We start from the raw sequence: 11,178 nt of genomic DNA on the forward strand, positions 1-11,178 counted from the left end.
TCAGCGGCGGGTACCGCACACCACCCAGACGGCCCCCTTGCCGCTGCCACTCTCGGACACCGAAACGTCGTCGAATCCGGTCTCGCGGCACAACGCGCCGAACGACTCGGCCTGCTGCCGTGTCCAGCCGTGGCTGGCCAATCCGGTTGCGTCGTCGGGCGATTGGCGTTCGATGGCGATCAATCGCCCACCCGGTGCCAGCACGCGGCGGGCCTCGGTCACCGCCGCACCGACGTCCTGCCAGTGATGCACGGTGGCCAACGCCCACACCACCGTCGCCGACCCGTCGGCCACCGGCAGGGTTTCGGCACAGCCCACACTCCAGGTGATGGGCATGCGCCGCGGGGTCACCAGCCGCGCCACGCGCAGCATTGCCGAGGCGGGGTCCACGCCCGTGACTCGCGCACCACGTCGCGCAGCCACGCGGGCGGCAGTACCGGGACCGCAGCCCACATCGACCACATGGTCCTGGGGCGAGATCCGCGCGACGTCGGCGGCCATCCTGGCCTTTGCCCGACCCACCAGCAGGAAGGCCACCGCGCACAGCACCCCGGTGACCCCCGCGAACCCAGGGTGGTCGGCATGGTGATTGATCGCACGTGCGGCGTTCATAGGTAGACCTTGCCGGTTCAAGGCGGCTTGAAGTCAAATGGCGGCATGGACGTGATTCCGATCGGGGAGGCCGCGGCGCGGTTGCAGATGAGTCCCTCGGCGTTGCGTTACTACGACGAACGTGGCCTGGTGTCCCCGCGGTTGCGGCGGGCCGGCAAGCGGATGTACGGCCCCGAGGAGCTTCGCCGGCTGGCACTGCTCAAGATCGTGAACCGGTTGGGTCTTCCACTGGACACCGCGGCCGCGGTGCTGGATGCACCGAGTGAGCAGTGGCGTGAGACGGTGCGGGAGCAGATCGCCGCACTGGATCGGGTGATCGCGCAAGCGCAAGGGGCACAACAGTTTCTGATGCATGCACTGCGTTGCCCCAAAGACCATCCGGCGCGCGAATGCGAAACGATGATCGGGGCGCTGGACCGGCTCGTCGACGGAATGAGCGTGGAGGAACTCGCCGCCGATCAGAACGGAAATGGCTGGCTCGTCGAGCAGCGGGCCCCCGAGGAATCCGGCTGAACAAGACCCGTTTGTCACGCTGGGGTGGCGCTCGACCTCGACTGCCACCCCAGAGTGACAAAGAGCGGGTCAGCGCACCTGCGCGCGTCCCCGTTCGATGACCGAGCTGCGGCTGGCCGCGATGTCGTCACCGCTGGCCGTCGCCATCCACTCACGCGCAGAGGCCGCTTCGATCCACAGCCCCTGATTTGTCTGCGACTCGTCGATGCGGTGGTAGGAGGCGAGCAGGGCCCGTACGGCAGCCTGGTTGTTGGCGACGATCGAGGCGGCCACCTTGCGAGCCGTGGGCAGCAGCTCGTCGTGGGGGACCACCTCGGTGACCAATCCGGCGCGCAGCGCCTCGGTGGCCGAGAGGTAGTCGCCGGTCAGGCTCATCCGCCGGGCCATGCCCACGCCGACCTTCTGCGGCAGACGTACGCTCAGGCCCCAGGTCGGCAGCAGCCCGACCCGCGCATGGGTGTCGGCGAACTTGGCTTGCTCGGAGGCGATCAAGACGTCGCAGTACAGCGCCAGTTCCAGACCGCCTGTGACGGCGGCGCCGTTGATCGCGCCGATCACCGGCTTGGTCATGGCCGGCCACTTGGGGGAGATGTCGGGCAGCTCGGTGGTGTCGCCGAGTTCTTTGAGATCCAGGCCCGCGCAGAACACCGGATCGGCGCCGGTCAGGATGACGACATCGACACCCTCGTCGGCCTGGGCGTCGCGCAATGCCCGGTAGAACTCCGTGCGCAGCCGCGACGACAGGGCGTTGCGGGACCCGGGCCGGTTCAGGGTCAGGGTGCGGACCCGGTCGATGGTGTCGATCAGCAGTACGTCATCACTCATTGGATCAATCTATCGTGCCGCGATCTGGCGCCTACTCTGGTGTCATGTGCCGCAATATCACGGAGCTGCGTGGTCTTGAGCCCGCTGCCACCGACGAAGAGATCGAGGCCGCCGCCCGCCAATACGTACGCAAGGTCAGCGGCATCACCCGCCCGAGCGGGGCCAACATCGAGGCGTTCGAGACCGCCGTCGCCGAGGTCACCGCCACGACCACCCGGCTGCTCGACGGGCTGGCCCCGCGCCGGCAACCGCCAAAGTCCGTCCCGCCACTGCGCCGCCCGGAGGTCCGGGCCCGGCTGGCTGCGAAGTGACCCACAGCCTGGCGACCCTCCCGGCACTGAAAGAGTGGAGCGCGGCCGTACACGCCCTGCTGGACGGTCGTCAGAGCGTGCTGTTGCGCAAGGGCGGTATCCACGAGAAACGATTCTCGGTGGCCGCGCCGGAGTTCGTTCTGTTCCCGACGGTGGCGCACAGCCAAGCCGAACGGGTGCGGCCAGAACACGCCGATCTGCTCGACGCCGCTGCCCAGGACAGCACCGAGGATGCGGTGACCATTCGAGCCGGTGCGAAAGTGGTTGCCGCAGTGGAGGTCAACCACCCGGAGTCGATCGATGAACTCGCCGATCTGCACATCTGGACCGCCGAATCGGTGCGCGCCGACCGGCTCGATTTCCGTCCCAAGCACCGCCTGACCGTGCTGGTGGTCCAGGTCAGCCCGCTGCGCCCGCCGGTCCGGCTGGCCCGCACACCCGAGTTCGCCGGGTGCAAGAGCTGGGTCGAGCTGCCAGTGCCTGCGGATTGGGGCCCACCGGTGCACGACGACGCCTTGTTGCGTGACGTCGCCGATCGGGTGCGGACCTCAGTCGGCTGACGGCGGTACCGGCCCGGCCGGCAGCACGACCCGCGACAGTCCACCCTCGCCGTGATACACGGTATGGGTGGCGCAAACCAGCTCGGAGCCGGAGATCGGGGGCTGGGCGGTACCCAGATTGCGGGCGAACCGCGGGTGCGAGCCACCGGCGATCATCACCCTGATGCGTGACCCCGCCTGAAAGCGGTGTGCGACCGCGTCCAACTCCAGGCGCACCGGTCCGGTGTGACCGTTCAACCGGCGGAATCCGTCGGATACGTTGCGGGACCGGCCCTTTGCATCCACCTCGCTGATCCGGACGAAGATGTCGTGATGAGGGTTGTCGCAGCTGTGCGCCAGCTCGACGACCGGGCTGCCCGCCAGGTAGAGGTCGGCGGCAAGCGGGTCACCGGTGAAGGTCAGCACATCCTTGCGCCGGGCCAGGCGAGTGTCGTCGCGGTAACCGCCGGTAGCGGCCAACAGCCGGCCGCCGACGGTGGGTGTCGGGTCGGCGGGGTCATAGGTGAACGAGGAACTCGGTGACGTGTCCGGTGGCACCGAGTCGCCCAGGCGCCCCGCCGGCTGCAGGAGCAATTCATGCTCGGGCATGGCCGGCGGCCAGTCGGCCAGGTCCACCCAGCCGTGGCCGTTGACATGGATGCGGACGGCGCTGCGGTCGCTTTGGCCGTCGCCCGCCAGATGGGTGCCCAGCCAGTCCAGGGACTCGCCGACCACTGTGGTGAGTCCCTTGGTCAACAGTTGCGTATGCGTCCACGGACCGACGGTCAATGCCACCGGGACGTTGCGCCGGTGCAGCTGCTCGTACTGCTCCAGCGTCTGGCCCAGGAAAAGGTCCTGCCACCCGCTGAGCAGCAGAATGGGCACCTCGACGTGTTGCAGCGCTTCATCGAACCGCAGCAAATCCCAGAACGGATCGTCACGTTCGGGGTGTTCCAGCCAGGATTCGAACCATGGGGCACCGGCGCCCAGCAGCCGGCGGCTGGCCGAGCCCATCGGCAACCCGGCGGTCGCCTTGGCCAGTTCGGCCGGTCCTCGCAGTTGGCGGGCCAGCGCCTGGACCACACCCGGCTCTTCTTGACGGGCCACCATCGCACTCCAGCCCAGAAAGTCGTTGAGCGTGAAGGATCCGGTGCCCCAAGCTGATTCGCTGAAATCGTGCGGGCCGACGGTGATCACGGCCGCTTTCATCTCCGGCGGCGGATCGGCCAGCAGCGCCCATTGGGTGAAACCGAGGTACGACAGCCCCACCGTGGCGAACGACCCGGTGAACCACGGCTGGTCCCGCAGCCAGGCCACGGTGTCGGCGCCGTCGGCCATTTCGTGGACCATCGGGGTGAACCGCCCGCCGGAGCCGAAGGTGCCGCGCACACTCTGCAACACCACGTGATAACCGCGGGCCGCGTAGACCTGAGCGAACACCGGTGAGAACGGGAAGCGACGGCCGTAGGGCCCGCGCGCCAGCAGCGTGCCTGCGGGACGGTCGGTGACGGGCGCGTAGTGGTCGGCGACGAGTTCGACGCCGTCGCGCATCGGCACCCGCAACCCGTGGCGCACGGTGAAGTCGGTCTCGTGGGGCGGTAGCCCCAGAACCTTGCTGATGGCCTTACCGGCGTACCGGCGGAATGTGCTCACGCGACCAGGCTACGGAGATCGGTCACCGTGCTGCTCATACCGCGGTGCATCTCAGAACTTGTAGTAGGGCGCCAGTTCGTGGGCCCGCTGCAGGTTGGTCTGCAGGCAGTCGGGCCGGTCCGGCGAATGGATGGGGGAGTAGAACAGCGACTGCTGGATGACGCCGTAGCTGGTCTTGAACGCCACCATGCAGGTGGTCCACCAGCGGTCGTTCCAGTCGGTGGGCTTCATGATCCAGTACTGGGCGGCCCGGTGCCCGTCGATGTCGAGTTCGACCGCGTCGGGCGGGATGGTCTGCTCGTAGGTGCGCCACACGAAGGCCTCGACCGCCATCTGGTAGTTGCCGGCGTCGTAATGGCACCGCAGGCTGTCCTCGGGCTCCGGTGGGCTGACGGCCAGGCCGATCCGCTGGACCACGTCGAACGGGATGTCGTTGCAGGGGTCGAACGGTGACGGGTCGGTGGTCTCGATGACCGGCCACTTGATCGTCGTGGAGACGTTGGTCATCGGCAGATCGGTGACATCGAGGTGAAGCGGACCGCTCGCACCGCCGGTCGGGTTCGACTGCCACCCTACGATCACCGCCGACACCAGCGCCGCAACCAGCCCTGTCGACGCCGACAGGAGTCGCAACTTGGCGGCCATCACACCCCCTCATCGTTTGGTGGCAAAACGTTCCCCGGCTTGCGGGGAGTGTAGCGGTCGGTCGCAACGGACTCGACCATAAACGAGAACCTGTTCTAGTTGTCAACGGCGCGCAGCGCCGCCGCCCGGTTAGGCTGGTCCGTTGTGGTGATGCAACTGTGGTGATGGATCACGAGTCGAGGGACCGGCAGCCGATCCTGTGGGCGATCAGCGATCTGCATACCGGGCACAACGGGAACAAGCCGGTCACCGAGTCGTTGTACCCGGCCTCGCCCGAGGATTGGCTAATCGTCGCCGGCGATGTCGGAGAGCGTACCGACGAGATCCGGTGGGCTCTTGACCTGCTGCGCAAGCGGTTCGCCAAAGTCATCTGGGTTCCGGGCAACCACGAACTGTGGACGACCAACAAAGACCCGATGCAGATCTTCGGGCGGGCGCGCTACGACTATCTGGTCGACATGTGCGATCAGATGGGCGTGATCACCCCCGAGCACCCCTTCCCGGTGTGGACCGAACAGGGCGGCCCGGCCACGATCGTGCCGATGTTCCTGCTCTACGACTACACCTTCCTGCCCGAGGGGGCGTCCACCAAGGGTGAGGGGCTGGCCATCGCCCGGGAGCGCAATGTGGTCGGCACCGATGAGTTCCTGCTGTCCAGCGAGCCGTATGCGACCCGCGACGCGTGGTGCCGCGATCGGGTGGAGTCGACCCGCAAGCGACTCGACGATCTGGACTGGATGACTCCCACGGTTCTGGTCAACCATTTCCCGCTGGTTCGGGAACCCTGCGATGCGATGTTCTACCCGGAGTTCTCGCTGTGGTGCGGGACGACGGCCACCAGGGACTGGCACACCCGCTACAACGCCATCTGCTCGGTGTACGGTCACCTGCACATTCCGCGGACCACCTGGTACGACGATGTGCGCTTCGAAGAGGTGTCGGTGGGTTATCCGCGCGAGTGGCGTCGCCGCAAGCCCTTCCGCTGGTTGCGCCAGATCTTGCCCGACCCCGATTACGCGCCCGGTTATCTCAACGAGTTCGGCGGGCATTTCCAGATCACCGCCGAGATGCGCGCCCACGCGCAGCAGATGCAGGAACGGATCAAGGCCAGGCGCGCATGAGCGACACGTTGTTGGGACAGGTGCTGCCCGCGATGCCGGATACGCTCGCCGCGGCCGAGATGTATGACGACCCGCCCGGCTTGCCGGCGCTGCCCGAGGAGGCGGCGCTGGTGTCTCGCGCGGTGGCCAAGCGGCGCAACGAATTCACCACGGTGCGGTACTGCGCCCGCCGGGCATTGGGTGAGCTGGGCGTAGGCCCGGTACCGATCCTCAAGGGGGACAAGGGTGAACCATGCTGGCCTGAGGGCATCGTCGGCAGCCTGACCCACTGCCAGGGCTTCCGGGGTGCGGTGGTGGGCCGCGTCGGTGGCGTGCGGTCGGTCGGCATCGATGCCGAACCGCATGACGTGCTGCCGGACGGAGTTCTGGGTGCCATCTCGCTGCCGTTGGAGCGCTCGGAGATCAGCGGGCTGCCCAACGGTCTGCACTGGGATCGAATCCTGTTCTGTGCCAAGGAGGCGACGTACAAGGCCTGGTATCCGCTGACGCACCGATGGCTCGGGTTCGAGGATGCCCACATCACGTTCGGGGTGGACGGGACGGGCACGGCCGGAACATTCCGGTCCCAGGTCCTCATCGACCCCGCCGCCGAACACGGGCCGCCGCTGACCGCTCTGGACGGCCGCTGGTCGGTGCGCAACGGCGTGACGCTGACGGCGATCGTGCTGTGAGCGGCCCAGATCCGGGCTTGGTGATCGTCGACAAGCCGGCCGGGATGACCAGCCACGACGTGGTGGGGCGCTGCCGTCGGTTGTTCGGCACCCGCAAGGTCGGCCACGCCGGCACCCTCGACCCGATGGCGACCGGGGTGCTGGTGGTCGGCATCGAACGCGCCACCAAGATCCTCGGCCTTCTCACCGCCACCGACAAGTCCTATTCCGCGACCATCCGACTCGGACAGACCACCACCACCGAGGATGCCGAAGGTGAAGTGCTGCAGGAGGTTTCGGCCGCGCACGTGACGGATGAGCAGATCGGGTCCGCGGTCGCGGCATTACGGGGCGACATCGAGCAGGTGCCGTCGGCGGTGAGTGCGATCAAGGTCGGCGGTCAGCGCGCTTACAAGTTGGCCCGCGAAGGACAGACAGTCGAGTTGGCTGCCCGGCCTGTGCGGATCGACCGGTTCGAGGTGCTCGCATCCCGGCGGGTCGACGATTTCGTCGATGTGGACGTCGAGGTGGACTGCTCGTCGGGTACCTATATCCGGGCGCTGGCTCGCGACGTGGGTGTCGCGCTCGGTGTGGGCGGCCACCTGACGGCGCTGCGCCGCACCAAGGTGGGCCGTTACGGGCTGGGCGAGGCCCGCACGTTGGACGACCTTGCCGAGCTGGCCCGGCTGAGCTATTCACTCGACGAGGCCTGCCTGGTCGGGTTTCCGCGCCGGGACCTGAGCGTGGAGGAGACCGAGGACACTCGGCACGGGCGCGCCCTGGAGCCGGCCGGGATCGACGGGGTCTATGCGGCCACCGCGCCCGATGGTCAGGTGATCGCACTGCTGCAGGACGGCGCGTCGCGTACCAAGAGTGTCGTGGTCTTGCGTCCGGCGACGTTGTAGGTCCATTCGGGGTCAATAACATGCAATCAAGTTGGTATGTGAAGAACGCCCGAGTGGCTGCTGCGGTCGACTAGGATTCGGTCGATGTCGGAAGTGGTCGGTAATCGCGGCGGGCGGCGCACGCAGGCCGAACGGAGCGCGGCGATGCGCACCCGGCTGCTCGATGCCACCGTCGAGTGCCTGGTTACCTACGGATACGCCGGCACCACCACGCAGCGGGTCGCCGAGGTCGCCGGTGTCACCCGCGGCGCCCAGGTGCACCACTTTCGGTCCAAGGAAGACCTCGTGGTGGCGGCCATCGAACATCTTGCCGAGCAGCGCGCCCAGGCCGCGGTTCGCGATCTGGGTCGGGTGGCGGCGAGTCCCGATGCCGCCTCGATGGTGCTCGACTACTTGTGGGAGTCCCACCAAGGACCGGTATTCGTTGCGACGCTGGAACTCTGGGTGGCCGCACGGACCGATGAGGTGCTGGCCGCGCAGATCGAGCGCGTCGAACCGATCGTCACCGGCGCCTTGGTCGGTGCGCTTGCGCAATTGGTCCCGGATCGGGCTGCGCAGAAAGAACTGCGTGACCTGGCGTACACCGCGATGGATGCCCTGCGGGGGATCCTGTTGTCGAGTTTCGCCGACCGCGATCCCAAGCGGACAAGAAAGCGGTGGGACCGGGTGTGTGTGCACCTGCGCCGCATGCTCTCCGACACCTTGACTGCTGAAATCTCGTCGTAGGCAGGGCCGCGCCGGGCCGTTTACCGGCAATTCGTCGCCATGAGATGGGCCCATTTGAGCCTCTTGTAAAGATACAAACCAGTTGGTATGTTTCTGGCACCGCACAGAAAGGGAGGGTTTGATGCCCAACAAGGTGTATGTGATCGGTGTCGGAATGACGAAGTTCGAGAAGCCCGGTCACCGCGTCAACGACGACGGGTCGGCGTGGGACTACCCGGACATGGCGCGCGAGTCTGGCTCGAAGGCGTTGGCGGACGCGGGGATTGACTACCACGAGGTTCAAGAGGCCTACGTCGGTTACGTCTACGGCGAGTCCACCTCGGGGCAGCGCGCCGTCTATGAGCTCGGGATGACGGGCCTGCCGATCGTCAACGTGAACAACAACTGTTCGACCGGTTCCACCGCGCTGTACCTGGCTGCCCGCGCGGTGCGCAGCGGCATGGCTGAGTGCGCGCTGGCGCTGGGCTTCGAGAAGATGCAGCCCGGTTCCCTCGGGTCGACATATGACGATCGCGAACAGCCGATGGCCAAGCACTTCCTCGCGCTCGCCGAGATCTCCGAAGTGCTGTTTCCGCCCGCCCCGTGGATGTTCGGCGCGGCCGGCCGGGAGCACATGAAGCAATTCGGCTCCACCGCCGAACATTTCGCCAAGATCGGCCACAAGAACCACAAGCACTCGGTGAACAACCCGTACGCGCAGTTCCAGGACGAATACACCATGGACGACATCCTGGGTTCGCGGATGATCTACGACCCGTTGACCAAGCTGCAGTGCTCACCGACCTCGGACGGTTCCGGAGCGGCGATCCTGGCCAGCGAGGATTTCGTCGACAAGCACGGGCTGGCCGGCCAAGCGGTGGAGATCGTCGGGCAGGCGATGACCACCGACTTCGAGAACAGCTTCGACGACAGCTGCAAAGCGTTGATCGGCTACCACATGAATGTCGCTGCGGCCCGGCAGGTTTACGACCAGTCCGGGCTCGGTCCGGACGATTTTCAGGTGATCGAGCTGCACGACTGCTTCAGTGCCAACGAACTATTGCTCTATGAGGCCCTGGGATTGTGCGGCGAGGGTGAGGCACCGAAGTTGATCGACAACGGCGACACCACTTATGGCGGTCGATGGGTGGTCAATCCGTCCGGCGGACTGATCTCCAAGGGGCATCCGCTCGGTGCCACCGGCCTGGCCCAGTGCGCCGAGCTGACCTGGCAGCTGCGCGGCTCCGCCGACAAGCGTCAGGTGGAAAACGTCACTGCCGCACTGCAGCACAACATCGGCCTGGGCGGGGCCGCCGTGGTGACCGCCTACCAGCGGGCTGACCGTTGACCAACCAAACCGAAGGAGTATCGACAATGGGACATATCGAAGCAACCCGCGACCTGACGGCCGGCCCTGATGCGCTGTGGGCGACCGTGTCGGACCCACAGACGTGGGACAAGTGGTTCACCGTGCACGACAAGTGGTTGGAGGAGCCGCCGGCCACGCTGACCGAGGGTGCCCGGCTCACGGCCAAGATCGTCATGCTCGGAATGGCGAACAAGATCGAGTGGACCATCGAATCGGTCGATGCGCCTAACAGCCTGGTGCTGTCGGGCACCGGGATGGCCGGTGTGAAGGCGAAGTTCGCGTTCACGATCGAGCCGATAGTCACTGGATCCCGGTTCACCGTCACCGGCGATTTCGAAGGGGCCCTGGTCAAGGGAGCGCTGGCCAAAGCCGTGGAGAAGGACGGGGTCAAGCAGCTCGACAAGAGCCTGGACGCACTCGACGCGCTGGCCTCGGCGGCGGCATGACCGCGGCGAACAGCACCACGGACGAAGAACTGGTCTTCGACGACTCCGGGCTGAACACCTGGACCGAGGAGGAACGGTTCGAGGTCACCCGGGAGAGGCTCGCCGAGTACGCCGCGGCCACCAACGATCCCATTCCGGCGCACCGGTCCGGTGACATCGCCCCACCGGTGTTCGCCATCGTGCCAGTGTTCGAGGCGCTGCTGGTTCCTGCCGTCGACGTACTACCCGTCGAACTCATCCCGAGGGTGGTGCACGGTGAACAGGACTTCCACTTCCACCGGCCGATCCGGCCCGGCGACAAGCTGGTGTCCCGCGGAAAGATGATCGGGTACGAGGGGCTGGAGAACGGTACCCGGGCCGCGATCTACCTCGAATGCCGCACCGAGGAAGGCGAACTGGTCAACGAGCAGTACGTCACCACATTCGTGCGGGGCTTCGATGCCGGCAAGACGATGGGGGAGTTGAGCCCGACCCACCGCTTCGACGAGGCTTTGCGGGCCGGCGCCCCGGTGGCGACCGTCGTCCAGCACGTCGACGACGACCAGACATTCCGGTACAGCCCGGCTTCGGGCGACCCGATGCCCATTCACCTCGACGAGGAGGTGGCGCGCGACGCGGGCCTGCCCGGCATCATCGCGCATGGCCTGTGCACCATGGCGTTCACGTCGTGGGCCGTGCTCACAGAAGTCGCGGGATCGGATGTGAACCGGCTCAAGCGGTTTGCGGTGCGGTTCTCCAAGATGGTGCTCCCTGGCGACGACCTCGAGACCCGCATCTGGCGGAAGGGGTCGTCCGACGGGGTCACGACATACGCATTCGAAACCGCCAGGGGTTCCGATTTCGTCATCACCGACGGCCTGGCCGAAATAGCCGAGGAGGCATAG

General features: G+C 66.7%; 14 protein-coding genes. 10 read left to right on the plus strand and 4 right to left on the minus strand.

What is annotated here, in order from left to right; all coding sequences use genetic code 11:
• The gene (locus E0T84_RS09660) at positions 1–612 is read right to left on the minus strand and encodes a class I SAM-dependent methyltransferase (RefSeq protein ID WP_138744318.1); all 612 of its coding nucleotides are present in this window, start codon (positions 610–612) and stop codon (positions 1–3) included.
• Between the two features lie 45 nt (positions 613–657).
• Between E0T84_RS09660 and E0T84_RS09665 the strand changes: the two genes are divergently transcribed.
• On the plus strand, positions 658–1,125 hold the full coding sequence (locus tag E0T84_RS09665; RefSeq protein ID WP_070188003.1) for a MerR family transcriptional regulator: 468 nt from the start codon (positions 658–660) through the stop codon (positions 1,123–1,125).
• Positions 1,126–1,194: 69 nt separating this feature from the next.
• On the opposite strand, the gene E0T84_RS09670 is transcribed toward E0T84_RS09665, so the two are convergent.
• Complete coding sequence (locus tag E0T84_RS09670) at positions 1,195–1,950, minus strand: enoyl-CoA hydratase (RefSeq protein WP_138744319.1); 756 nt, start codon at positions 1,948–1,950, stop codon at positions 1,195–1,197.
• A gap of 44 nt (positions 1,951–1,994) precedes the next feature.
• On the opposite strand from E0T84_RS09670, the gene E0T84_RS09675 reads away from it, so the two are divergent.
• Positions 1,995–2,261 carry a DUF2277 domain-containing protein gene (locus tag E0T84_RS09675; protein WP_138744320.1) on the plus strand — a complete coding sequence of 89 codons (267 nt, stop codon included), beginning with the start codon at positions 1,995–1,997 and terminating at the stop codon, positions 2,259–2,261.
• Positions 2,258–2,821, plus strand: a complete 564-nt coding sequence (locus tag E0T84_RS09680) for a DUF1802 family protein (protein WP_138744321.1) — start codon at positions 2,258–2,260, stop codon at positions 2,819–2,821. Before E0T84_RS09675 ends, E0T84_RS09680 begins: the two co-directional genes overlap by 4 nt.
• On the opposite strand, the gene E0T84_RS09685 is transcribed toward E0T84_RS09680, so the two are convergent.
• Positions 2,810–4,453 carry a CocE/NonD family hydrolase gene (locus E0T84_RS09685; protein ID WP_138744322.1) on the minus strand — a complete coding sequence of 548 codons (1,644 nt, stop codon included), beginning with the start codon at positions 4,451–4,453 and terminating at the stop codon, positions 2,810–2,812. The genes E0T84_RS09680 and E0T84_RS09685 overlap by 12 nt on opposite strands.
• A 51-nt stretch (positions 4,454–4,504) precedes the next feature.
• Complete coding sequence (locus tag E0T84_RS09690) at positions 4,505–5,098, minus strand: DUF3558 domain-containing protein (protein WP_070944072.1); 594 nt, start codon at positions 5,096–5,098, stop codon at positions 4,505–4,507.
• A 164-nt stretch (positions 5,099–5,262) separates the two neighbouring features.
• Between E0T84_RS09690 and E0T84_RS09695 the strand changes: the two genes are divergently transcribed.
• The 7 genes from E0T84_RS09695 to E0T84_RS09725 all read left to right on the plus strand — a co-directional run bounded on the left by E0T84_RS09695 (position 5,263) and on the right by E0T84_RS09725 (position 11,178).
• Positions 5,263–6,219, plus strand: a complete 957-nt coding sequence (locus tag E0T84_RS09695; RefSeq protein ID WP_070188008.1) for a metallophosphoesterase — start codon at positions 5,263–5,265, stop codon at positions 6,217–6,219.
• The gene (locus E0T84_RS09700) at positions 6,216–6,890 is read left to right on the plus strand and encodes a 4'-phosphopantetheinyl transferase (protein WP_070188009.1); all 675 of its coding nucleotides are present in this window, start codon (positions 6,216–6,218) and stop codon (positions 6,888–6,890) included. The genes E0T84_RS09695 and E0T84_RS09700 overlap by 4 nt, the downstream gene beginning before the upstream one ends.
• The gene (gene truB / locus E0T84_RS09705; RefSeq protein ID WP_171054963.1) at positions 6,887–7,774 is read left to right on the plus strand and encodes a tRNA pseudouridine(55) synthase TruB; all 888 of its coding nucleotides are present in this window, start codon (positions 6,887–6,889) and stop codon (positions 7,772–7,774) included. The genes E0T84_RS09700 and truB overlap by 4 nt, the downstream gene beginning before the upstream one ends.
• Before the next feature lie 84 nt (positions 7,775–7,858).
• A complete protein-coding gene (locus tag E0T84_RS09710; RefSeq protein ID WP_070188010.1) occupies positions 7,859–8,500 on the plus strand; it encodes a TetR/AcrR family transcriptional regulator in 642 nt (213 codons plus the stop codon).
• A gap of 121 nt (positions 8,501–8,621) precedes the next feature.
• Entirely contained in the window at positions 8,622–9,827 is a 1,206-nt protein-coding gene (locus E0T84_RS09715; protein WP_138744323.1) for a lipid-transfer protein, read from the plus strand.
• A gap of 26 nt (positions 9,828–9,853) precedes the next feature.
• Positions 9,854–10,294, plus strand: a complete 441-nt coding sequence (locus E0T84_RS09720) for an SRPBCC family protein (protein ID WP_070188012.1) — start codon at positions 9,854–9,856, stop codon at positions 10,292–10,294.
• Positions 10,291–11,178: a MaoC/PaaZ C-terminal domain-containing protein gene (locus tag E0T84_RS09725; protein WP_075909737.1), complete on the plus strand. Its 888-nt coding sequence runs from the start codon at positions 10,291–10,293 to the stop codon at positions 11,176–11,178. The genes E0T84_RS09720 and E0T84_RS09725 overlap by 4 nt, the downstream gene beginning before the upstream one ends.

It is taken from the genome of Mycobacterium sp. DBP42, assembly GCF_005924235.1.
Classification (GTDB): domain Bacteria; phylum Actinomycetota; class Actinomycetes; order Mycobacteriales; family Mycobacteriaceae; genus Mycobacterium; species Mycobacterium syngnathidarum.

Excerpts from the sequence above, each read along its gene's own strand:
- E0T84_RS09660 (WP_138744318.1), bottom strand. The coding sequence starts at position 612 with ATGAACGCCGCACGTGCGATCAATCACCATGCCGACCACCCTGGGTTC.
- E0T84_RS09665 (WP_070188003.1), top strand. The coding sequence starts at position 658 with ATGGACGTGATTCCGATCGGGGAGGCCGCGGCGCGGTTGCAGATGAGT.
- E0T84_RS09670 (WP_138744319.1), bottom strand. The coding sequence starts at position 1,950 with ATGAGTGATGACGTACTGCTGATCGACACCATCGACCGGGTCCGCACC.
- E0T84_RS09675 (WP_138744320.1), top strand. The coding sequence starts at position 1,995 with ATGTGCCGCAATATCACGGAGCTGCGTGGTCTTGAGCCCGCTGCCACC.
- E0T84_RS09690 (WP_070944072.1), bottom strand. The coding sequence starts at position 5,098 with ATGGCCGCCAAGTTGCGACTCCTGTCGGCGTCGACAGGGCTGGTTGCG.
- E0T84_RS09695 (WP_070188008.1), top strand. The coding sequence starts at position 5,263 with ATGGATCACGAGTCGAGGGACCGGCAGCCGATCCTGTGGGCGATCAGC.
- E0T84_RS09700 (WP_070188009.1), top strand. The coding sequence starts at position 6,216 with ATGAGCGACACGTTGTTGGGACAGGTGCTGCCCGCGATGCCGGATACG.
- E0T84_RS09710 (WP_070188010.1), top strand. The coding sequence starts at position 7,859 with ATGTCGGAAGTGGTCGGTAATCGCGGCGGGCGGCGCACGCAGGCCGAA.
- E0T84_RS09715 (WP_138744323.1), top strand. The coding sequence starts at position 8,622 with ATGCCCAACAAGGTGTATGTGATCGGTGTCGGAATGACGAAGTTCGAG.
- E0T84_RS09720 (WP_070188012.1), top strand. The coding sequence starts at position 9,854 with ATGGGACATATCGAAGCAACCCGCGACCTGACGGCCGGCCCTGATGCG.
- E0T84_RS09725 (WP_075909737.1), top strand. The coding sequence starts at position 10,291 with ATGACCGCGGCGAACAGCACCACGGACGAAGAACTGGTCTTCGACGAC.